Annotated in this window: 22 protein-coding genes; 10 read left to right on the top strand and 12 right to left on the bottom strand. The window is 40.0% G+C overall.

Going from position 1 to position 23,157, the window contains the following annotated elements; all coding sequences use genetic code 11:
• Window positions 1-118 precede the first annotated feature (118 nt).
• The 4 genes from MMU07_RS18690 to MMU07_RS18675 form a co-directional block, all read right to left on the bottom strand.
• Complete coding sequence (locus MMU07_RS18690) at window positions 119-1,036, bottom strand: helix-turn-helix transcriptional regulator (RefSeq protein ID WP_241128129.1); 918 nt, start codon at window positions 1,034-1,036, stop codon at window positions 119-121.
• Between the two features lie 181 nt (window positions 1,037-1,217).
• Window positions 1,218-1,694: an exonuclease domain-containing protein gene (locus MMU07_RS18685; protein ID WP_241128128.1), complete on the bottom strand. Its 477-nt coding sequence runs from the start codon at window positions 1,692-1,694 to the stop codon at window positions 1,218-1,220.
• A 279-nt stretch (window positions 1,695-1,973) separates the two neighbouring features.
• The gene (locus MMU07_RS18680) at window positions 1,974-3,131 is read right to left on the bottom strand and encodes an AAA family ATPase (RefSeq protein ID WP_241128127.1); all 1,158 of its coding nucleotides are present in this window, start codon (window positions 3,129-3,131) and stop codon (window positions 1,974-1,976) included.
• 549 nt (window positions 3,132-3,680) lie between these two features.
• Window positions 3,681-4,985, bottom strand: a complete 1,305-nt coding sequence (locus tag MMU07_RS18675) for a DUF2254 domain-containing protein (protein WP_241128126.1) — start codon at window positions 4,983-4,985, stop codon at window positions 3,681-3,683.
• 360 nt (window positions 4,986-5,345) lie between these two features.
• Between MMU07_RS18675 and MMU07_RS18670 the strand changes: the two genes are divergently transcribed.
• Together MMU07_RS18670 and MMU07_RS18665 are read left to right on the top strand one after the other, a co-directional pair.
• Window positions 5,346-5,552 carry a hypothetical protein gene (locus MMU07_RS18670; RefSeq protein WP_241128125.1) on the top strand — a complete coding sequence of 69 codons (207 nt, stop codon included), beginning with the start codon at window positions 5,346-5,348 and terminating at the stop codon, window positions 5,550-5,552.
• Window positions 5,553-5,826: 274 nt separating this feature from the next.
• Window positions 5,827-6,234 (top strand): hypothetical protein, encoded by a 408-nt coding sequence (locus MMU07_RS18665; RefSeq protein ID WP_241128124.1) that lies wholly within the window; start codon window positions 5,827-5,829, stop codon window positions 6,232-6,234.
• A gap of 88 nt (window positions 6,235-6,322) precedes the next feature.
• Here MMU07_RS18665 and MMU07_RS18660 read toward each other — a convergent pair whose 3' ends face one another.
• Window positions 6,323-6,742, bottom strand: a complete 420-nt coding sequence (locus tag MMU07_RS18660; RefSeq protein WP_241128123.1) for a Dabb family protein — start codon at window positions 6,740-6,742, stop codon at window positions 6,323-6,325.
• A gap of 160 nt (window positions 6,743-6,902) precedes the next feature.
• On the opposite strand from MMU07_RS18660, the gene MMU07_RS18655 reads away from it, so the two are divergent.
• Window positions 6,903-9,332 (top strand): penicillin acylase family protein, encoded by a 2,430-nt coding sequence (locus tag MMU07_RS18655; RefSeq protein ID WP_241128122.1) that lies wholly within the window; start codon window positions 6,903-6,905, stop codon window positions 9,330-9,332.
• Window positions 9,329-10,921 (top strand): glucoamylase family protein, encoded by a 1,593-nt coding sequence (locus MMU07_RS18650; protein ID WP_241128121.1) that lies wholly within the window; start codon window positions 9,329-9,331, stop codon window positions 10,919-10,921. Before MMU07_RS18655 ends, MMU07_RS18650 begins: the two co-directional genes overlap by 4 nt.
• A 76-nt stretch (window positions 10,922-10,997) precedes the next feature.
• Here MMU07_RS18650 and MMU07_RS18645 read toward each other — a convergent pair whose 3' ends face one another.
• The 3 genes from MMU07_RS18645 to MMU07_RS18635 all read right to left on the bottom strand — a co-directional run bounded on the left by MMU07_RS18645 (window position 10,998) and on the right by MMU07_RS18635 (window position 12,538).
• Complete coding sequence (locus MMU07_RS18645) at window positions 10,998-11,333, bottom strand: rhodanese-like domain-containing protein (RefSeq protein ID WP_241128120.1); 336 nt, start codon at window positions 11,331-11,333, stop codon at window positions 10,998-11,000.
• Window positions 11,334-11,397: 64 nt separating this feature from the next.
• Window positions 11,398-11,661 (bottom strand): hypothetical protein, encoded by a 264-nt coding sequence (locus MMU07_RS18640; RefSeq protein WP_241128119.1) that lies wholly within the window; start codon window positions 11,659-11,661, stop codon window positions 11,398-11,400.
• Window positions 11,642-12,538 carry a sterol desaturase family protein gene (locus MMU07_RS18635; RefSeq protein WP_418884522.1) on the bottom strand — a complete coding sequence of 299 codons (897 nt, stop codon included), beginning with the start codon at window positions 12,536-12,538 and terminating at the stop codon, window positions 11,642-11,644. Before MMU07_RS18635 ends, MMU07_RS18640 begins: the two co-directional genes overlap by 20 nt.
• 377 nt (window positions 12,539-12,915) lie before the next feature.
• On the opposite strand from MMU07_RS18635, the gene MMU07_RS18630 reads away from it, so the two are divergent.
• Window positions 12,916-13,521, top strand: a complete 606-nt coding sequence (locus MMU07_RS18630) for a class I SAM-dependent methyltransferase (RefSeq protein ID WP_241128117.1) — start codon at window positions 12,916-12,918, stop codon at window positions 13,519-13,521.
• 103 nt (window positions 13,522-13,624) lie between these two features.
• Window positions 13,625-14,428, top strand: coding sequence for a universal stress protein (locus MMU07_RS18625; RefSeq protein ID WP_241128116.1), 804 nt, complete (start codon window positions 13,625-13,627; stop codon window positions 14,426-14,428).
• 112 nt (window positions 14,429-14,540) lie between these two features.
• On the opposite strand, the gene MMU07_RS18620 is transcribed toward MMU07_RS18625, so the two are convergent.
• Both MMU07_RS18620 and MMU07_RS18615 read right to left on the bottom strand, forming a co-directional pair.
• Window positions 14,541-15,383 (bottom strand): alpha/beta hydrolase, encoded by an 843-nt coding sequence (locus tag MMU07_RS18620; protein WP_241128115.1) that lies wholly within the window; start codon window positions 15,381-15,383, stop codon window positions 14,541-14,543.
• Window positions 15,383-16,222: a 1,4-dihydroxy-2-naphthoyl-CoA synthase gene (locus MMU07_RS18615; RefSeq protein WP_241128114.1), complete on the bottom strand. Its 840-nt coding sequence runs from the start codon at window positions 16,220-16,222 to the stop codon at window positions 15,383-15,385. The genes MMU07_RS18620 and MMU07_RS18615 overlap by 1 nt, the downstream gene beginning before the upstream one ends.
• Before the next feature lie 81 nt (window positions 16,223-16,303).
• Between MMU07_RS18615 and MMU07_RS18610 the strand changes: the two genes are divergently transcribed.
• The 4 genes from MMU07_RS18610 (at window position 16,304) to MMU07_RS18595 (ending at window position 19,956) form a co-directional block, all read left to right on the top strand.
• A complete protein-coding gene (locus MMU07_RS18610) occupies window positions 16,304-17,380 on the top strand; it encodes an AMP-binding protein (RefSeq protein WP_241128113.1) in 1,077 nt (358 codons plus the stop codon).
• Entirely contained in the window at window positions 17,377-17,799 is a 423-nt protein-coding gene (locus MMU07_RS18605; protein ID WP_241128112.1) for a DUF2141 domain-containing protein, read from the top strand. Before MMU07_RS18610 ends, MMU07_RS18605 begins: the two co-directional genes overlap by 4 nt.
• Window positions 17,800-17,830: 31 nt before the next feature.
• Window positions 17,831-19,030 (top strand): ATP-grasp domain-containing protein, encoded by a 1,200-nt coding sequence (locus MMU07_RS18600; protein ID WP_241128111.1) that lies wholly within the window; start codon window positions 17,831-17,833, stop codon window positions 19,028-19,030.
• 167 nt (window positions 19,031-19,197) lie between these two features.
• A complete protein-coding gene (locus MMU07_RS18595; protein WP_241128110.1) occupies window positions 19,198-19,956 on the top strand; it encodes a hypothetical protein in 759 nt (252 codons plus the stop codon).
• Here MMU07_RS18595 and MMU07_RS18590 read toward each other — a convergent pair.
• Window positions 19,943-20,398, bottom strand: a complete 456-nt coding sequence (locus MMU07_RS18590) for a hypothetical protein (protein ID WP_241128109.1) — start codon at window positions 20,396-20,398, stop codon at window positions 19,943-19,945. The genes MMU07_RS18595 and MMU07_RS18590 overlap by 14 nt on opposite strands.
• Before the next feature lie 241 nt (window positions 20,399-20,639).
• Entirely contained in the window at window positions 20,640-23,039 is a 2,400-nt protein-coding gene (ppsA, locus tag MMU07_RS18585) for a phosphoenolpyruvate synthase (protein ID WP_241128108.1), read from the bottom strand.
• Window positions 23,040-23,157: the final 118 nt, after the last annotated feature.

Genomic DNA, 23,157 nt, shown 5'->3' with positions numbered 1-23,157 from the left:
ATGCCGATTCGATGAACTTTTCCAAAGTTCTGAATAGAGGTTATATGATGCTCTTATTTTTGTCCCAAATTTGGAAAAGCTTTCCACTAATCAATAGCCTATCTTAACGACATGGAAATCAGTAGTGCTTATAAGCTTTCTCATGGGATTTTTTCACCTTATCGGCCAATTCTTTTGGCTCGATAACTTTCAGGTATTCTCCGAAAGAAAGTAATTCCATCAAAAAATCATGGGTTAAGCATAACCTGAGTTTAATCCTTATTTCATCTGAATTGTCAATCAAAATCACCTGAGAGTCATGCAAAGGCAATGTTTTGATATACTTTCCCTGAAAAGGGTCAAATGCTAAAATTATATCTTGGGGTGATTCTCCATTTGGGCTTATTATCCCAAAGCAATAGCGATAATTCTCTTCAACGCTGTAATTCTTTGGATATACAAAAGTCTGCTTTGAAATTTCGAGCTGCGTCAAACGGTCCAAAGCAAAACTTTTGATGTCATTGTCTTTGGAGTCTTTAGCAATTATATACCATCGGTTTTTGAATTCCTTCAAAGCATAAGGTTCCACTATTCGTTGACTCAGCTCGCCGTCCCAAAATTTCTGATAGGTAAATTCGATTTTTAACCTATTCTTGATACTATGAAGGAGTCCGTACAGATTTTCTGTTCCCTGTGGCCTGCGTTTCTCGAGGTGAATGAAAGGAGTTAAATCCTGCGCGAGGTTTAAAGAATTAAACATATCAAAGGCCTCCATCATTCTTTGGAAATTCATGTTTTCATTCTCGTTTTGACTGATAAAATAGCCCTTGTTGGATTTTGAAAATTCGATGTCAATCCCAAAAACGTTTCTGATTTCCTTGATGTCTCTTTGAAGCGTTCGCTTAGAAAAACCAATATTCAAAGTATCATCCTGCATCTGCAGGTAGTCAAATTGATTTTCTATATAAGCTTGTAACTCCAAATAGGTAGAATATGGCTTTAACTTAAGCTTTTTGAAAATAAGCAAGTAGCGCGATATGTAGCCTCGTTTGGACATTAGTTAATGAACTCCTTTAAGTAACATAAATATTTTTTTCTCTCTCTCATTTATCATTTTTATCCTGTTTTTTTTGTTCTTACCAGTTTTTCCGATTAGAAATGTAAATTTCATTGCAACCACTTGGATAAAACAACATTTTATCTAGAACATTTTAAACACTCCTTATAATCTCGCCCCATTATTGGTTTTGTAAATACATTTTAAATAATTCTGCGCAAGCCATTGCGTCACTCAGGGCATCATGGTGGTTTAATTGGATTCCATAGTTTTTGCAGAGAAAAGCCAAGTTAACTCCAAATATGCGGTAGGTACAATGCCCGGTAAATACCGGATTGGAAATACCATAGTACGCCAATGTCTCTTCCAAACATGGAAAATCAAAGCGGAATCCATTGTGGGCTACAACATGCTGGTTTGTGATAAATGGCTCAATTTGATCCCAAATTAAATCAAACGTTGGTAATTCCGCAGTTTGTTCGGGAGTAATTCCATGTATGTCAATAAATTTATTCCAATAGAAATTTTTTGGTGGCTGGACGAGAATAGATAATTTCTCTGTAATGATTTGATTCTCCACCCGGACCAATCCGACCTGACAAATACTCCATCGGTATCCCTGCGCTGTTTCAAAATCTATGGCGGTAAATGAATCCATAATCTATAAAGCTGGTGCGTGTTTTCCTTTATTAGAACCGCTTGGATGCCTCATGCATAGATAGCTTGTCAAGGAAGGAAGTGAAGAATATTTGGTACCACAATATTTACAGACGTATTGTGGTTTTTCGCTCCCTTCATAAAGTTTGTGCTTGCCTTTATTTGGCCCGGTTGGATGTCGCATACATTGGGCACTCGTCAGACTGGCCACACTTGGATACTTTGTTCCACAATATTCACAATAAAAATTTGCCATTTTCTTTTGAATTCAATTTGACGCCTACTCTATACAGTTTTCGGCTTGCCTGTTTTTGCTTAAAAGTTGAAAACCTACAGGATTACTTGTTTTTGCTTGATGGTAATCCCTCTCTTCTTGATTATAGATAGAAGTCAATGGCATGGGCTTGCTAAAGATGGTATTGAAGCCAAGTTTGTTGGATAGCTGTTGGGCTTTGGCCACTTCTAATTCTTTGAATTCATACTTTGCTATAAGTCTTCCTTTCCGAATCAATGCACTGTCAATCTTTGAAATATCAATGTTGAAAGAACAGATTATTTGAACATTCAGACAGTCAGCAAGCAATCCATCTGAAATATTCAACAATGCCGAAACCGGTGAATCTCCATCCTGCTCCCGATCCACTACAATATTTTCGGCATCTTCAATGACAAAGATGGAATTTGGATTTTCGATCAGAATGGAAATAAGGTTTGGGCTTGTGATGGCTCCTGCCATATTAGGCGGAAGAAAAATAATTTTCTTTTTAAGTGATGCGATGAGGTATCGGATATAAGAAGTTTTTCCTGTTCCGGGTTTCCCATGAAGCAGGATTATTCCCTTGTCATTTTTCTTGGAAAGTCTTTTTATAATAGCCCGATGAACTTCATAAAAGCCTTCGTTATAATTATCTTCAATATTCAATTTCGGCTTTGTTATTGCCAATGCTTCTGTATAAATCCCTTTCAAGCCACTCACGAGCAATAAAATCTTAGGCTTTCGATTGCTATTTCCTTTTTTGAATTTTTTAATTCCTTTGATTATTTCCTCAATTCTTGAAGGGTCAGTTTTTCTGAATAAAAATCTAACTATGGAACAATTGGTGTCAAAATCAACTAATAAATCTTCCTCCAAAAAATAATAAATATCATCAAATTCTGCTTTAACACTTCCACCAAAGTACCTTTTGTTGAAATAATGCGCTTTAACTTCTGCTCCAAACTTATTGCTAAACCAGACATTGGCCTTTTTGCAATCAATATCTATCTCGCTGATTACATTAGGAATACAATTATAATGTGCGACAAATAGCGTCAACTCGTTCAGGTAAGAAGTATTCATTTCAGAAAATACTTCAGAAAGGTTGATTTTTGAAGTGGTCTTTTGAAGATCAAAAAAATTCTCTCCGCTATTGTTCATTATTGGGTAGGCTGTTTTCATGCTTCTATTTTTTTCTAGTTTCTTTTTCAAAAGTAGAAGGATGAAACGCCAAAGTATGTCGCTCTAAAATTAATTACATAGAAATCAGGTTGGGAATTTCGGGTCGGGGTGATGGGATTAACGATACTTTTGTTAAAATATCATGCTACTCTTTTTGGCCGCTAAGGCATTTCTCTGTGATCATGTTATGCTTTTTCACAAATTCAAGGGCCCTATCACCCTCTACCTCCTCCAACCATTTATAGGGATCTTCTTGGGACATTGCACTAAAGCAAACTGAGAAAAATAGGATCGATAATATTTAGTAGTTTTTCATGAGGGATGTTTTATTGGTTGGAAAAATTAATAGGAAATTTTAATGAATGGGTTGAAAAAATGAGGTTTTGGATTTTGACTCATTTTCTCGCCAACGCTCATTCTTACATTGATTCATTTTGGCAAAGGAATCAATATCTAAGTCGTCCTACTGTTACTATTTGCAAGTATCAAAATATTCAATTTTCACGAATTGGTCTAAAGAAAAAAAATATTGATGCCCTGATCAACCAACTAATTTAAAATCTTCTTGGACCTTTTGATCAAATCTTCTTGGTCATGTTCTTCCTGTATAGTTTGCTTACCGATGGTCAACACCATTTCTGCATGCTTGATTACAGCTTTTTTGTGTTTTTCATCTGTAAATTCACTTAGGGTAATCAATGACTCCATCAGCCTGATTATTACAGCAGGGCTACCGGCCGAAAACTGCCTGATTTGGTTGAAAGCAGCATCCAAAACTCCATCGAAAGCGACTGTATCCGCAATAATCCTAAGATTTCCTTCCCCATCAAATCGATTTCTTGAGGGAAATTTAGCCTGTGCCAAATAGGACATGGTTGCCGTCAAATTGTCTATACAGGCAATGGCTGTGAAAGGGTCATTGACTCCGGGAGAAAGGGCGCGAACGGCAATTTCGACCATCTGATAAATAGAATATTCAATATCCTGCTGTGAGGTTTTGGTTTTTCCGATGACAAATTGCTCGTGGATTTTTTCAAACTCCTCTTTTTCCCAATTGCCTTTGGAATAAAGCATCCCAATTTCCACCCCTTCCACCAAGTGCCCACCCGGTCGGTGATACAAATCAAGAAGTGAATCATTACGGCTAATAATTTCCATCAATGTTTCCCCGTAGATATATTGGAGATAGCCACTTTTAGTGGATTTTATTGAACTACGATTTGGATATCCTGAAATGGACGCAGAAATATCAACGTTTTCTCCGGTATGGTTTTCCTCACCCATTTTTTCAGGAAAAAGGGTGAGAACTTGTTTAGAAATAAAGTCCGAGATATCAGAGATCACATGGTCCGCCTGAATGCTGGTAGCGATCCGGTGGATAAAAATTATCAATAAAATGATATTGGCAATGGCAGCAATTATCGCCACAAGAATGGAAATTGAAGGTATAAAGGTGAAATCATCGCCTGCTTTGAGGGAATTCAGAATCAGCAGGCAATAGAGGTAAGTTGAAATATAAGCCCCAAGTACAACCTGATTAAGCCTGACATACATAAAATTTTTGATGAGTCTTGGGCCAAATTGCGAGGAGGCAAGCGTCAAGGCCACCAGGGTAATTGAAAATACAGTTCCCGCGACACCCATCATCGCACCGGAAATGGTCGAAAGGATACTCCGTGCAGAATCAGAACTGTTTACAAAAAAGAAGCGACCTAAGCCATCTTGTGACACATCGATGAGTCCATCAAGATAGACAAATCCAATTGACAACAGGATGGAAATGATGATGATAATGACAGGAACAAACCAAAAAGTCGCTTTCAATTCACTCCACTGAAACAATATTTTTTTCATGGGACAAGTTCTTAGGTCAGAGGTTTATAAATGATAAGTTAAAAATTTTAAACTTGAAAGAAGCATTGAATATGGTTAGCCTTAAAAAATATTATAATTATCCACTTTTACACCGGTAGCCAAATATCATTTTTATCCACCTCGGCAAGCTCTGTGAAGGGATATCGTGAGATCAGATGGTTTTTGGGAGCAAAAAGGTCAAGATTGGAATTGTGTTTACACCAAAAACAGCGAAGGTTGATTTGTCAATTCAATTGAGTATCTCGGCTACTTATGTAACTTTGAAGCAACTATTGCCGGCAGACGTTCAAAACAAATAAGGAACAAGGCAATGAGTATCAATTCTTCAAAATTTGAAATATGAAAGTTTTATTAGACATAAAAGATGATAGGGCCAAACCCTTACTCGAAGTGCTTAAAGGCTTATCGTATGTAAAAGCCACAACAATATCTGACGATAAGGCTTTACTCATGGAAGAGATTAAAGAAGCAGTGGAAGAACTCAAGCTAGTAAGAGAAGGCAAACTGAAAGGCATTCCCGCAAAGCAGTTATTAGAAGAGCTATAATATTATTGCTGTTCCTACTTTTAGGAAAGAGTTGAAAAAGTTGGGTAGTCGATTAATAATATCCTACACAAAGTTGGGTCAACCCTAAAAAAATCAATGGTCAATTTCCTAAATGACATCAGGTTGAATTGATTTTTGGCTCAGGATGATGTAAAAATAAATGCCTAAACAAATTGTTGTTTAATTGAAGCATTTATGAGAAATTGGTTTTCAGATTTATAGTTTAAATTGCACAATTTCTGTAATTGTTTAAAGCATCTAAAAACCAACCAACATGAACAAATTTGTTAAAATCGGCATTTTTGCCCTTATCATTATCCTAGCGGGAGTATTTTACTGGAGGTATTACTTTGTATTCAGTGAAGGCGTCAAAGGTGGCACTCTTAATTATTTTGAGAAAAAGGGTTATGTCTTCAAAACCTGGGAAGGCCGTATCGTTCAGGAAGGTTTCCAAAGTCCTACTGCCGGTGCCCTTCAAAGCAACGAGTTTAGATTCAGTGTTCAGGATGAAGCACTAGTGGAGTTACTCGAGCGTGCTAGTGGAAAATTTGTAGAATTGCGGTACAAGGAATACCTCAATTCTTTACCTTGGAGAGGCGCAAGCGAAGTTGTCGTCTATGAGATCATAGAAATAGGCGGAAAAGGCGAGGTAAATACCGAGTTGCCGATGAATAAAAACTGAACCGAGAATATAATTTTTCCAAAAAAATCAAACAAAAAACTCCAACAGAAACGAACCTGTTGGAGTTTTTAATTTTTTTACTTTCTGATTATTTAGTCCAATAATCCACCACCAACACTTTGTCCAAATGTGGGCCCAATACTGCACCAAAAGCCTTATGGTCAGGATGTGGAAGGTAAATTTCTCTGTCTGCTTCAGAGGCAAAGGTTAGGAAAAAGCAATGCGTAAAGCCTTGATCCAATCCCTCAGGACTGTTATTGGTGCCCCATTCAATGGACTTGATGACATCAATCTTTGATGGAAGTGCGGTGAAGGCATCTACCACTTTCTGAATGTCCTCCTCAGTGGTACCATCTTTGAACTTAAATAAAACAACATGTCGCAGGGCTTTGTCCATAGTCACTATTTCTTTTTCGATTACTTTTTCAATAATTTTTTCTTCTTTTTGGGGAGCTTGGCAGGCTGCAAACAACAGCAGCGAAAAAGCCAAAATCATTAAGTTTCTCATGGTTGAAGGTTTTTGGTTATGGTGGCAATTTGAAAAATAAAGATGAATGGTTTCGACCGTTTATCCAATTTTCTGATTGGATTCAAAATATTTTCAGAACTTAAAAAGGACATTAAACCTCCCTGAACATTTATTTGTATCAGGCAAGAAATTAAGAACAATGAGAAAACTCCAAAAACAACCAAACATCTTATTTATACTTCTCCTCCTTTTAGGAATAAATCAAAATTCTTTTTCACAGCAACTCAGCATAAAAAATCTGCACGGGGAAGTCGAAGTATTTCGGGACAGCAGCGGAATCAACCATATTTTTGCCAAAAACGAACATGACCTTTTTTTCACCCAAGGCTACATGGCTGCCAAGGACCGCTTATTCCAGTTTGAAATCTGGAGGAGGCAAGCCACAGGAACCATGGCAGAAATCTTCGGGGAAAAAGAATTGGATCGGGATAAAGGGGTAAGACTTTTCAAATTTCGTGGTGACAAAAAATCCGAATTGGCCCATTATCATCCTAGGGGTGAATTGATTGTTGAATCCTTTGTGGAAGGAGTCAACACCTACATTTCAGAAGCCCGCCAATCGCCGGAAAACCTTCCTGTAGAATTCAAGCTTTTGGGGATCTTGCCTGAATTTTGGACTTGGGAAGTCGTTATTTCCCGCCATCAAGGACTGCTCGAAAACGTCAGGGATGAATTGAATTTTAGCAGAATAGTAAGTCTCATCGGCGCTGAAAAAACGAAAAAAATCCACTATTTCCACCCGAACGAACCCATCTTGGATCTTGACAAGTCTATCCCGACAGAGTTGCTGTTCAAGGATATTCTTGCTCCCTACAATGCTTTTCGCAAAAGCATGACCTATTATCCTGAATACATCATCCCGGAAGCCCGAAACAATCCCGAAAAATTCATAACCCAATTACTGGATTATGAAACCGACATTCAGGAAACCCTCGAGACTGAGAAATTTTCCATAGGTAGCAACAATTGGGTAGTCAGTGGCAAATTAACTGAAAGTGGTTATCCCATCATGGCAAATGACCCCCATAGACTGATCGCAGTTCCTTCGCTTAGGTATATGGTTCACCTCCATGCACCGGGTTGGGATGTGGTGGGCGGCGGAGAACCTGTGATTCCGGGTATTTCGATAGGTCACAACCAATTTGGAGCTTGGGGTTTGACGATTTTCGAAACAGATAACGAGGACATGCGCATCTATGACATTCATCCCGAAAATCCGCAACTATATTTCCATAAAGGAAAATGGCATGAGATGGAAGTGATTTCCGATACTATCAAAGTAAAAGGAAAATCCAATGCTGTTGTGAAACATTTCTATACCATCCATGGTCCTGTGACATTCGTAGATCAGGATTTGAAAAAAGCAGTTGCAGTACAGTGTGCATGGCTTGAAAAGGGTGGCGCACCCTATTTGGCTAGCTTGAGAATGAACCAATCGACAACTTGGGAAGAGTTCAGAGATGCCTGTACTTACAACCACATTCCCGCTGAAAATATGATTTGGGCAGACAGGGAAGGGAACATCGGTTGGCAGGCAACAGGAATCTCACCTATCAGAAATGGTTTTTCGGGTATGGTAGCAACCTTGGGAGATGGCAGTAAGGAATGGGACGGCTACTTGCCCATCGCAGAGAGACCACATGATTATAACCCTGAAAATGGTTTTATAGCCACCGCCAACGAAAACGTAACTCCTGCTGACTATCCACATAAAAATGCCCTAGGCTATGAATGGGCTGATCCCTTCAGAGGTGACCGGGTCAGGGAAGTTTTAGGAAAAGGAACTGACTTTTCGATAGACGAAATGGGAAAGCTTCAAAATGACTATCTGTCGCTTCCTGCAAGAACCTTGGTCCCCTACTTAAAGGATCTTGTTTTTGAGAAAAATGAATCCAGTGAATTGAGGGATATGCTTTTGAATTGGGATTTCAAACTGGAAAAGAACTCTGTTCCTGCAGGAATTTATGTCATGTGGGAAAGAAAAATCAGAGAAAAAATAAAGGAAATATCAGTTCCTAAAGAGGTGATGGAATTGGTTGGCAGCATACAGATGACCCGTGTGATAACTTGGATAGAACATCCAGAAAGCTTATTTTCAGGGAATGCTGCTATGGAAAGGGACAAGTTTCTCGCAAATTGCTTGGAATTGGCACTTCAGGAACTTGAATCGAAACTGGGTAAAAACAGCAATAACTGGCAATACGGTCAGACTTCCTACAAACACGCCTACATTACACATCCTTTGAGCCCCGCCTTGTCGGATGCCTGGAAGGAAAAATTGGATGCAGGTCCGGTGGCAAGAGGTGGTTACAGTTTTACCCCCGGTGCAAATGCTTATGGAGACAACAATACTTCAGGTGCTTCCTTTAGGATGGTGGTCGATACCGGCAATTGGGAAAAGACCATTGGCATCAATACTCCCGGACAATCAGGCAATCCCAATAGTCCATTTTACCGAAATTTATTTCCTATTTGGGCGGCAGACGAGTTTGTCAATATACCTTTCGGATACGATAGAGTCAAAAAAAACGCAATCGAGCGAATCTACTTAAAACCAATGATCCCATGAAAATCCGACATATTTTTATCAGCTGCCTGCTTGCCTTATCAGGTTTCTTTTCATGCAATCAAAAAGAAGTTGAAATCCGGGTGTTTCCTTATGACAGCCACATTGAGCTCCAATGGCCAAAAATCGAGGGAGCAAATTCTTATTTGATTTTTGCCAGTTTGGATGGAGGCGAATTTGCCCAAAGGGCAGAAACTTCGGACACATTGCTGATGGATTTTTGGATGAATAAGGAAGATGGAAGAAAGCCAATAGACTATAAAATTGAAGCAGTCACCAACAAAGGGAAGAAGGAAATCGCACAGATAACCACCCAAACCCGTGAAATGAATGAGGAAGAATTATTGGACATGGTTCAATTTTACACCTTCAGGTATTTTTATCATGGTGCTGAACCAAATTCAGGAATGGCGCCTGAAAGGATTCATATTGATGGCGAATACCCTGAAAATGATGCCCATATTGTCACAACAGGTGGAACAGGATTTGGGATTTTTGGATTGATAGCAGGAATTGAAAGAGGTTGGATAAGCAAAGAACAGGGACTTGCACACTTTGAAAAAATGGTCACTTTCTTGGAAAAAGCTGACCGATACCACGGTATATGGGCACATTGGATCGATGGCCAAACAGGCAAAACCAAACCTTTTTCTCCAAAAGACGATGGCGCAGACTTGGTAGAATCCGCATTCCTGATGCAGGGACTCCTAGCGGTAAGGGAATATTACCGAAACGGGAACAACGATGAAAAGGCATTATCGCAAAGGATCAACAAACTTTGGGAAGAGATGCAGTGGAATTTTCATACCAAAAACGGGGAAAACAAATTGTATTGGCATTGGTCCCCCAACTTTGGATGGGAAATGAATTTCCCATTGGAAGGATACAATGAATGTCTGATCACCTATGTCCTGGCGGCAGCTTCACCAACTTTTACCATCGATCCTCCTGCATACCATGAAGGTTGGGCAAGATCAGGCGATATCAAAAATCCGGTAGAAGCCTTTGGATTGCCTTTACAGCTCAGACACAATTATGCCGAAAAAATGGGAGGTCCATTGTTTTGGGCTCATTACTCTTACATGGGCTTGGATCCAAGGGGATTGAATGATGAGTATGCCGATTATTGGCAGGAAAACCAAAATCAAACCCTGATCAATCGGGCTTGGTGTATAGCAAATCCAGGAAACTTTAAAGGATATGGAGAAGATCTTTGGGGATTGACTGCCTCCTACTCCACCAATGGTTATAATGCCCACCATCCGGGAAATGATACGGGAGTTATTTCTCCGACTGCGGCACTTTCTTCCATCCCTTATTCCTATGAAGAATCTATGAAAGTCTTGAAAAACCTGTATTTCAACTACGGTGACAAGGTTTTTGGAAAATATGGTTTCTATGATGCCATGAGTCCGGAACATGAATTTTTCCCAAAAAGATATCTTGCAATTGACCAGGGACCAATAGTGGGCATGATCGAAAATTACCGGACAGGCTTGGGTTGGAAGCTGTTCATGCAGGCACCTGAAATCTCCACAGGCTTGGAAAAACTCGGATTCTCAGTCAACAAAAATGGATGGGAAGAGCAATGACAGATTGAAGGAAAAAAAAATCCATCGGTCAGTTGCCTGCCGATGGACTTTAACACCATTCAACCCAATCAATATTTTAAACGATTTCGTAAGGCCATCTGATAATTCCTCCGGCCATATTATAAGTGTGTTCAAATCCCATTTCACTCATGACTTCACAAGCCTGTCCGCTCCTGTTTCCACTTCGGCAGTAGATATAATACTTTTTATCCTTTGGAAGGTTTTGGATTTGAGACATAAAGTTTGGACTCATCATGTCAATGTTCCTAGCGCCTTTCAATTTTCCGGAATGAAACTCCCCTGCTGTCCTTACATCAAGTATTACAGCGTCTTTGGCAGTCATACCTTTTTGGAAATCTTCACAAAATAGGTCTGTATATTTTTTTGGTTTAGTTCTAAAGAAATCAAACATGTTTTTTCCGTTTTATTATGATTACAAAGTTATGGTCAGAAATATTGCCAAACCGTAACCAAAATCACATAGGGTTTTTTGCTTCTGTTTGATTCTCTACCGGTTTTGGGAGCTTACCGGTCAGGTGGAGGATGGAAAGTCTGATCAACAATGCCCAAGGAATGGCATGGTATACAAAATCAAACCAATCCAAAGCAGCCATCCCTTTGGCCCCACCAGCTATCCATTTGATCTTTCCCCATATGTGTGGCTCTGGGACAAAAGGAGCCAAACCCAACGTCAGGCTGAGGATAATGACAAATCGCCAATTATTGATGGTTGCTTTCATGTTGCTTTTTCTTTATAAAAGGGTAAGTGATCTGCTGGAAGAAAGTCTTTGGAAATTCTTCCATTCCTTCAAAACCCAAGGGTTCATCTCTGCCTTCATGAGGAATATAATTGGTACCAAAAAGGTAATCCCAAACACTGAGGGTGATGCCGTAATTGACTCCGTAAGGCCTGTCTTTCGGCAAAACTTTCACATGATGCCATAAATGCATGATGGGATTATTCAGAATATATTTCAGCGGACCATAAGTGATTCTCAGGTTGGCATGGTTGAGATGACCGATGGCGGTAGTGAAGATGTGCACTATAAAGAAGTCCTCCAGACCAAAGCCAATCATTGCCAAAGGGATATACTGGGCAGATTTGTAAAGGATGGTTTCCATCCAATGGAATCTCAAATGGGCCGCAAAACCCATTTCTTCAACAGAGTGATGGACTTTATGGAACTCCCAAAGGATCGGAACCCTGTGCAATACCCTGTGAACATTCCACTGAATAAAATCTGCAACCAAAAACAGCAGTAAAAACTGGGACCATCTTGGCCAGGTTTCTATGTTGAGGGCTACAGTATTTTCGATTCCAAATAATCCCAAGAAGTCATTGAATGCTTCTACAGCTACATTGGAAATGGCATTGTAGGCAATCAGGGAAAACAGGAAATAATTGAAAAACATATAAAATCCGTCCAGCCAAAAATCCTTTCTGAATACTGATTGATTTTCCCTCCAGGGACGGAAAATTTCCAATAACCAAACCCCAACCGATAGGCCAAGCAACCACCAGAAGTAATTGTGCCAGGAAGGGTAAAACATTTCGCTGATGAGGTAATTCCAATAACCATAATAAGAATCACCGATTATCTTGATGTATTTCTCCAATTCCATATTCTAGCTTTTTTTCTTTTAAAAGAAAAAGGACAATCCACGTGATTGCCCTCTTTCGATACTCCCATAAACCACAACTAATTATCTTTGTTTTCAGCTCGGAGAGATTTTCTCCTTTTACCCAAGCTTACTTTTTTTTGACCAACTTTAGACACCTATTGACTTATTCTGAAGGGTAAGAACCGGGTGGCGAAAACTTCAATTTTGATATCTGAAACTCTCTCGTATTCTTATTTCAATTCAAAACTAATCATAAGAACCCTACTAAAATGTGACGAATGTTACATTTATTCATGATTTTAATCTGAAAAAGTGAGTTTTATTACTGAAGGGCTGAAAATATTTAGAGATTTTTGGGGAAATAACTAAAAATGGACAATATTTTCTGGAATGAAAAGTTTTCTCAAACTCCCAATCTATATGGGGAGCATCCTAATGAGTTTGTAAGATCCAATATCGATTCGATGTCGGCCGGCAAAATCCTTTTCCCGGGAGAGGGAGAAGGCAGAAATGCCTTGTATGCTGCTTCATTAGGCTGGCAGGTGACAGCCATAGACCAAAGTGAAACCGGCAAAAAACATTGTTTACAAAAAGCCGAAAAAATAGGACTTCAGATCGAATACCAAGTTTGTGATGCTATGATTTATATGCCCGAACCGGAATCTTTTGACGTGGTAGCCTTGGTGTATTTTCATCTTCCAAAGGAGATTTTGGCTGAAGTTTATTCCAAATTTGAAAAAGCCCTGAAAGTGGGAGGCAAAATGATCATTGAAGGTTTTGGTAAAAAACAACTTCAATACCAATCCGGAGGTCCAAAAAACCCAGATTTCCTCTATAACCTTACTGATTTGAAATCTGTTTTTGAAAATATCCAATGGCACATTGAATATGATGGGGTCATCTACCTGAATGAGGGAAAGGGGCATGAGGGTGATGCCCATGTGGTCAGGCTTTCCGGGAAAAAAATCAGAAATTAAACTGATGAATATCAGGATTTTGTTTTTCCAATTTATCTAAATTGTGTTCAAATAAAATACCAAAAAGAAAATTTAAAAGTTTTATCCAAAACCTGAAATGGCCATGAAAATCCTTGTTCCCACAGATTTTTCAGACAATGCAAACAATGCATTGGATTTTGCAACGAAGATCGCCTTAAAAGAAAAGGCTTCCATTACACTCATGTTCGCCTTTTATGCCGTGTATGATTTTGCTGCCCAAGCCACAGAAATCGTCAATCAAATTGAATCAGATGCAAGAAAAGCACTAAAAAAATCAGCAAAGGAAGTAAAGGAATTGGGAATTGAAATTGAATATAAGATTGCCCAAGGTACAGTGGCCTCGACAGTAACAGCATTGGCATACAGGGAGGAATATGACTTGATCGTCATGGGAACCCAAGGAGCAAGCGGGATAAAAAAAGCGCTTATAGGATCAAATACCGGCCATGTCATCAAAGAAAGCAAGGTTCCTGTACTGGCAGTCCCACAAAATGCAAAATGGGAAAATTGGACAAAAATCTCCACCGGCCTCGAGTTGATCAAAGAAGAAGAAAAGTTCTTCAACACCCTGTTCAAGCTAACCAGTAATTTTGACCTTCCATATGAGTTTTTTCATGTCAAAACTGAGGATAGTTTTGAAAAGAATATTGGGATGATAGGACTCGAGGAAGTGCTTAAGGAAAAGTATGAAAATGAGGAAATCAGCTTTGTTGTAGAAGAATCTTCTGATGTCAACTCCGGTATTGAATCCTATCTCAAAAAAAATCCAGGATCTATTTTGGTGATGTTTTACAAAAACAAATCATTTTTCGAATACCTATTCAACAGAAGCACGAGTCTGGAGATGGCTTACCATACCCACGTGCCGCTTTTGGTGATCAAGTGAAAAAGGTGAATGGTAAAAGGTAAGTGGTTAAAGGTAAAAGGTAAGAGGTAATCGGTTTCCACCTCTTACCTTTTACTTCTTACCGTATTAACCAATAATCTTTATCCAAGATTTAAGCATCCACCCTCCCCTCAATCCACTTCACTATATCTCCCATAATTTGCTCTTTTTCATATTCATTGACCAGTTCATGGAAAAGGCCGGGGTATTTATTGAAGGATTTATCATGAGATGAAATTTTCCCAAAAAACTCCTCTGATCCTTTTGGATTGGTAAGCATGTCAGCAGTTCCGTGAAGCAACAAGACCGAAAGTTTGAATTCTTTCGATTTTTGATCTATTTCCTTCATCATCCTGAGTAGTTCGTAGCCTGTCCTGGCAGGAATCGCTTCATGGTAATTCAAAGGATCTTCATCATATTTTCTTACTTCTTCAGGATCGTGAGAAACTTTACTGCTATCCAATTTCAAAACCTTTAACCTTGGAGCTATTTTACTGACCACTGAAGAAGCTGCGATAAGAAATTTGGAAACATCATCAGCAGGCTTCAAAGCTGCGGCACTTAGGACAATTCCTTTTGCGTTTGGCTGGTATTTCAACACATAGGCAGCGACCAATCCACCTCCCATACTGTGTCCAAAAATAAATGCAGGGACATTGGGAACGTAAGTTTTTACTTTTCCGAACAAAGCATCGATGTCTTTGAGATAATCCTCATGATCGGAAAAGTAGGCATCCGGCTTTGGAAGACAAGATTTTCCATGACCCCTCCCATCGAAGGTAAAGACCGCAATATCTTTATCCACGAGCTTTTTGGCCAAATGGGCATACCGGGAAGAATGCTCCCCCAAACCATGAACAATTAAGATTGCCGCTTTGGAATGCTCGGGCATCCAAGCCTGAAGGTAAAGCTTCAAGCCATCATGGGTCATATAACTTGTCTCCAGATGTTTCATTAGGGGATCCATTTGATGTCTTTGAAATTCGGTTTTCTCTTTTCAAGAAAAGCATTTCTTCCTTCTTTTGCTTCCTCTGTGCCGTAGGCCAACCTCGTCGCTTCCCCTGCAAAAACCTGCTGCCCGACCATACCGTCATCCGTTAAGTTCATCGCAAACTTCAACATTTTGATGGAAGTGGGGGATTTAGCTAATATTTCCTGTGCCCATTCATAGGCGGTAGCCTCCAATTCGGCATGGGGAATCACGGCATTGACCATGCCCATATCATAGGCATCCTGCGCAGAATAGTTTCTCCCGAGGAAAAATATCTCTCGGGCTTTCTTCTGTCCCACCATTTTGGCTAGGTACGCCGAACCATATCCACCATCAAAACTCGTCACATCCGCATCGGTCTGCTTAAAAATGGCATGTTCTTTACTCGCCAAAGTCAGGTCACAGACCACATGTAGGCTATGTCCTCCTCCCACAGCCCAACCGGGGACTACGGCTATGACGACTTTTGGCATAAACCGGATCAACCGTTGAACTTCCAGAATATTCAGTCTGTGGTACCCATCCTCTCCGACATACCCTTGCTGACCACGGGCCCTTTGGTCACCACCCGAGCAAAAAGAGTAGATCCCATCTTTTGGAGAAGGCCCCTCCGCTGAAAGTAAAATCACGCCTATCGATGTGTCCTCCTGCGCATCATAAAAAGCATCGTAAAGTTCTTTGGTGGTTTTTGGACGGAAAGCGTTTCTGACCTCAGGCCTGTTAAAAGCAATTCTTGCCACACCATTACATTTTTTATAGGTTATGTCTTCGTATTCCTTAGCGGTTTTCCAATTGATCTCCATGCTATTTTTGGTTTAATTATTTTACGCAAGATAACAGCCTTAAAGGAATTTTGTTGATTTTTGAAAAGGCAATGCTTTACAATGGGAAAAATCATTCTTGAAAAAAATGCATACACTTTTGACCAAATCCTAAAAGGAAATTGGGAGGAAGGGGATGCTTATTTTAGTGAAGTCCTTCTCTTTTGCCAAAGTTGGCTGCAGGGTCAGGATTCCTTTCTGCTCCAAACTTCTGGTTCGACCGGAATCCCAAAGACCATTGCTGTAGACCGAGGACAGATGGAGATTTCGGTTGCCGCAACGGGAAAATTCTTCGGGATTGCAAAAAATCCCCGCCTGCTCTGCTGCCTGAATATCCAAATGATAGCAGGCAAAATGATGTTGGTGAGGGCAATGGTGTGGGATGCGGACCTGATAGTAACCAAGCCAAAAGAAAATCCTTTCGAAGAAGAATGGGTGGATGGCGCATTTGACTTTGTGGCCATGGTCCCGATGCAGGTAGCATCATGCCTTTCTCAAAACTCCTCCCTCCAAAAACTGAAAAAAATCAAAACTCTTGTGATCGGCGGAGCACCTTCCCCAAAATCACTTCTTGAAAAAATCTCTTCTGAGAAGATTCCTGCTTACCAGACTTACGGGATGACGGAGACTGTTTCCCATATTGCTTTGGCCAAAATAGCAGGGACTGAGTTGGTATTTGAAACACTTCCCGGGGTAAGCATTGGCGCAGATCCTGACAAAAGGCTTTGGATAGAAGCGCCAATGGCAAAAGAAAAAAGGTTGCAGACCAATGACTTGGTAGATATCCTGGATGAGAAGCATTTCATGTGGATCGGGAGATCAGATTTCACCATCAATTCCGGAGGCTTCAAAATCCAACCGGAGATCTTGGAGAACCAAATTGCCCCTACCATTGAATCCTACTATGGAAAGGTGCCGTTTTTTCTTTTCGGACTGGATGACGAGAAGTTGGGTCAAAAACTCGCTTTAGTCATAGAGCACCCAATATTGGACAATCCAAAAAAAAGCAACTTATTGCACTCAATTTCACAGATTGTAGATAAATACCAAATCCCAAAAGAGCTAATCTTCGTTAGGGAATTTGTCAAAACTCCTTCCGGTAAAATCAATAAATCAGAAACCATAAAATCAGCAAGATGAAACTATTCATTTTTATTTTGACCATATCCACTTTGTTTTATACCAACCAAAATCCAACAACACTGACCCTTAAGGTGACTGAAGTCAAAAATGATCAGGGTTTTGTTAGAGTCTTGTTATTTAAAGGAGGGAATGGTTTTCCTGAAGAGGAATCAAAAGCCTTCAAAAGCGCCTCAGTTAAGATCAAAGATGGAATAGCTATAGTAGACTTTGGTTCCATTCCTGAAGGCACTTATGCCCTTTCGGTATTTCATGACAGTCAGAATACGGGCAAATTAAGAACCAACTCATTTGGAATCCCGAGGGATGGATATGGGTTTTCCAACGACGCCATGGGTACTTTTGGTCCTCCTACTTTTGAAAAAGCGGCATTTAAAGTAACCGCCGGTAAAAATAATGTCAGTATCAAACTGAGATGAAATTACCTTTGTGTCAATAAACTCTTCCAAAATGATCCTTCTTGATTACCCCTATGTCTCAGATTTTCTGTTACAAACTATCATTGAAAATAAATTTGAAGTAATTGCCACCAAAGAAGCCAAACAAATAGCCGGAAACAAGTTTAATAATTGGATAGCGGAGGAAGATGCGGCCCGACGTCTTCGGGATAATCCCCACACTCCTATTTATACCAATTCGGAAAACAGCATCAGTTGGATCCAACAACATACCCAAGGTACAGGCCTTCCCGAAATCATTGACCTCTTCAAAAACAAGTATAAGTTCCGGCAACTTATCAAAACGGCCTATCCTGATTACTTTTTCAAAGCTGTGGCAGTGGAAAAACTGAGGAGTATGGACGTTTCCGGATTCAAATTTCCGTTTATCATAAAACCTGCAGTGGGTTTTTTCAGCATTGCGGTATACAAAGTGGACAGCCCCGAAGCCTGGACAGGCACAGTGGCAAAGATTGAACAAGACATTATCAGGACTCAATCTCTCTACCCCAAGGAGGTCATCGACAATACCGAATTTATCATCGAACAATACATCAGAGGCGAGGAATATGCTTTTGATTGTTATTTTGATGTGAAAGGTAATCCGGTGATTTTAAACATCCTGCACCATGTTTTCACCTCAGAAAACGACGTCAGCGACCGGGTGTATTCAAGTTCTCCTGATATCATCCAAAAACTTCAAAGTCCTATTCATGACTTTCTTGCCGTCATTGGATCTAAAGTAAATCTCAGAAATTTCCCCTTGCACATTGAAATCAGGATGGACGAGAAAGGAAAACTTTTCCCTATCGAGGTCAATCCCATGAGATTCGGCGGTTGGTGCACCACAGGAGACCTGTCATGGTTTGCTTATGGAATCAATTCGTATGAACATTTCTTTTATTCCAAAAAGCCAGATTGGGAATCCATATTCCAAACCAGAAAAGGGAAAAAATACAGTTTGATCCTTTTGGATAATACCACAGGTTTCAAACCTGAAGAAATCGCAGGGTTTGATTATGATGCGCTGCTCGCAGATTTTGAAAACCCGCTACACCTCAGAAAAATCGATCTTGACAAGTTTGGGGTTTTTGGCTTTTTATTTACCGAAACTTCTGAGAAAAATGAATCCGAGCTGACAGAAATACTCCATTCAGATCTCAAAAAATACATCCAACTCAAATCAGGCTTTAAAAATGCAATAATGATATGACTAATTTGCTAAAAGCGGTTAAATCACCTTTCAAAAACGAAGTTTGAAACTAGATGAAAATGCTATTGAACCTTTCATCTTTCCCAAGAGGTTCTTACCGAAATACTCAAAATCAAAAGAATCGCTTAATTTTGAGTAAGAATATCCTTTATTAGAAGCCAAACAGCATGCATCTTAGAACAGAAGACCTGACAAGAATCGAAATTGAATATGATTCAGGCGTAATGCCACCGCCATACAGTCATATATTCAAGTTAAAAATCGGTTTTGGAAAGAATTTTCTGGATACCCAATTGGATTTGGTGTATACAGACCGTGAGGAGATTTCCGAGGATGATATCCTCAATGAGGGTTTTACCATGGATGATGATTATCATTTTCAAGGGGAAATTCCTAAAGTTTGGGAAAAACCTCTGAAGGAACTATATACCAAGTCAAAATGGTCCAATAAAAAACTCGATGATGAGGGAGGTGTCAAACTCCTTGCAAAGGATTCGCAGGGTCAAATTGTCCGAACCATTCCGTTGAATCAAGAAGATTGGCAGTTTTTATCGCAGGATTGTATTCAGGCCATCTACGAAATTACCCAAAAAGAAGCCCCTCTCACGATTCATTATCTGATAAGGGAAAAGGAAACTGTTCACGAAATCGGTTTGACAGTGAAATTTTCGATCAGAAAAATTGAAGCAACCGTAAACGGAAAAGCCAAAGAGGCCGATTGGGATATAACCAAAGAATTGCTTTCCTTCATTTTTTTGCCTGACTATGATTACGGAATCGCGACTGAGTCAAAGCCAACTCAAAAAGGTCATTTTATCGAGTGCGGCGATGGGTATTGGCATGACATGCAAAAAGGAGTCTTCAATATTGACGACTCCTTTGATGCAGTAAGCAAAATCAAGCAGGGCTTTATCAGACTGATTTAAAATCAGGATTGGCATTGGTGTAAAAATCCCTCACAAAAGCCCGGAGTTGGTTATCGGTAAGCTTATCACTTGTCTGTACAGAAAGCCATTTTCCATCAAAAGATTTGTTTTCGCGCAAGCGGTTGCGCATTTGTTCTTTGGCTACACCCGGACCAAATAGAAGAATATCATCAAAAGAATGAAGTTTGGCTTCCATCATTTTGAAATATTCATTGAGTTCCTTTTGGGAAATATTATGCTTCCGGTGTTCATTGTTGGAGGAATGGAGATTTGAGGAAGAAAACCTTGTTTTATCACTTCCTTCCCCAACTTCCCGCTTCATACTTTCAAAAGGGGATTCAATGGTCTCGATCAAAACGGTGTTCCCCTCATTGAATCCAACAAAATGTGCTTTGGAGTGGTCTATCCACACGCCTACTTGTTTGAATGAATTGCTGTTCATATTATTTGGGTTTTATTGATATAAATGTTCAAGATCTTGGTTTTAAAATCATTTTACATGTCTGTACACGATGATGTCATAAGTGTACATATATTTTTAAATCTTGTCTGCAGACTGAAATGCCCGGTACTTAGGTCTTCCCGCGCAACCGGAGAAGAATTTATGGTTGCTCGCAATGAAGGGTATATCCATTTCATTTTAATTCCTAAAAATAAGTTACTGTTTTAAGGCCAATATTCCTTTAAATTGAAGTACTTAATTTTTGATTTTCGTCCGTTTTTTTTGATTCTGCAAGTGCAATGTTTTCTATTCCTTTCAAAAGCGCATCAGGATTGAAAGAAATGCTGTCTATGCCTTCGTCCACCAAAAAACCTGCAAATTCCGGGTAATCACTCGGCGCCTGTCCACAAAGCCCGATTTTGACTTTGGATTTTTTGGCTGATCGGATTACCGATGAAAGCATGCTTTTGACGGCACCGTTGTTTTCATCGAAGATATCCGAAACTATTTCTGAATCCCTGTCAATCCCAAGGGTCAGTTGGGTAAGGTCATTGGAACCAATGGAAAATCCATCAAAAATCTCCGCAAATTCTTTGGCTAAAATGACGTTGCTCGGGATTTCTGCCATGACATAGACTTCCAAGTCATTCTTGCCTCTTTCCAATCCAAATTCTTTCATGGTCTCCAAGACCTTTTTCCCTTCCTCGACAGTCCTACAAAATGGAATCATCAGCTTGACATTGGTAAAACCCATGTCTTCCCTGATGACACGCATTGCCTCACATTCCAATCCAAAACCTGCTTTGTACCGCTTATTATAATACCTGGACGCTCCGCGGAATCCGATCATGGGATTTTCTTCTTCCGGTTCAAATACCTTTCCACCAATCAGCTGGGCATATTCATTTGATTTGAAATCACTCATTCTGACAATCACATCTTTGGGGAAAAAAGCCGCGGCCACCATCGCAACAGATTCGGATAACTTCTCAATAAAATATTTCTTTTTATCGGGATATTGTTGGGTGATGGCGGCGATGGATTTTTTGTCATTGGAATCATGAAGCTTATCAAAATCGGCCAAAGCCATGGGGTGAATCCTGATTTCATTGCTGATGATAAATTCCATTCTGAGCAATCCTACTCCCTCATTGGGATAAAACGAGAACCGAAAAGCCTTGGAAGGGTCGGCTAAGATAAACATCGGCTTGGTTTTAGTTGGCGGCACTTTCTGAAGGTCTATGACTTTCTCTGACCACTCCAACTTCCCATCATACACCATTCCCTCATCTCCTTCAATGCAGGAAACGGTAATCATTTGTCCATCTTTCAGTTTTTGGGTAGCGTCTCCTGTCCCCACCACGGCATGGATTCCAAGTTCACGGGCCACGATGGATGCGTGGCTTGTTCGCCCTCCTTTATTGGTAACAATACAAATCGCCTTTCTAAGCATGGCATTCCAATCCGGATTGGTAATGTCGGCCACGATGATGTCGCCATCCTTTACCTTACCCACATCCTTGACAGAATGGACAATGCAGACAGGTCCGCTTGCAATGGATCTTCCCACAGCCTTTCCCTTTGTGATCGGGTCAGCCTTGGTGAGCAATTTGTATTCTTTGGTTGTGATTTTTTGATCCTGTCCATGGATGGTTTCGGGCCGGGCCTGCACGATAAACATCTCGCCTGTCAAACCGTCTTTTGCCCATTCGATGTCCATAGGAAGCCTATAATGTTTTTCAATTTGCAGACACCATTTGGCAAGCAGTTCTACTTCTTCATCTGAAAGAGAGAAAATGTTTTGTTCCAAAGGACTGGTTTTGACGTTGATGATTGGTTTTTCCTTACCGACAGCGTAGATCATTTTGTTTTCCTTTTCTCCCAATTTCCTGCTGAAAAGGCTTTTTTTACCTTTTTCTATGGATGGCTTGAAGGCATAAAACTCATCCGGATTGACCGCTCCCTGTACAATGTTTTCACCCAATCCCCAAGCTGAGGTGATGTAAATCACATTAGCAAAACCTGACTCCGGGTCAATGGTAAAAGCCACACCGGCGCTGCTGATATCCGATCTGACCATGCGCTGCACACCGGCTGATAAGGCTACCTGCATATGGTCAAATCCATTGTCAATCCTGTATTTGATAGCTCTGTCATTGAAAAGTGATATATAGCAACCATGGATTGCCTCAAGGATCCTTTTTTCACCAGCCACATTCAAAAAACTGCTGTGCTGTCCGGCAAAACTCGCCGTCGGCAAATCCTCTGCCGTAGCAGAACTACGGACAGCAAAAGAGAACCCTTCACCCTGATTCAATTCTTTGAAAGCAGAAAGAACGTCTTGCTTTACTGCTTCCGGAATTTTTCCTGAAAGCATAAGTCCCCTACAAGCATCTCCAACTTCGGGCAAATTATTCAAGGATTTGGTGTCAAGCTTTTTTAATTCCTCGTTCAGAGAATCGATCAGGTTGTTTTCTTTTAAAAATAGCCTGAATGCTTCTGCAGTAGTCGCAAAACCATCAGGAATCCTGATACCGAGTGGACCCAATTCGTGGATCATTTCTCCCAAAGAAGCATTCTTACCTCCTACAATCGCAATATCCTTGTTTCGGATATCTTTAAATGGAATAGCGTACTTCATGGATAGGTTGTTTAAGGGGTTTATTGAGGAGGATAATTTACTTTGTATATCCAAAAAATAATATGACAGAAATCACTTAGGCTTCTGACTTTCATTTTTATTCTAAATGCCTGTTCTT

The organism is Cognataquiflexum nitidum (genome assembly GCF_022538055.1).
Classification (GTDB): Bacteria; Bacteroidota; Bacteroidia; order Cytophagales; family Cyclobacteriaceae; genus Cognataquiflexum; species Cognataquiflexum nitidum.
Note: the sequence above shows the minus strand (reverse complement) of the source record. Positions and strands in the feature narration are given on the sequence as shown.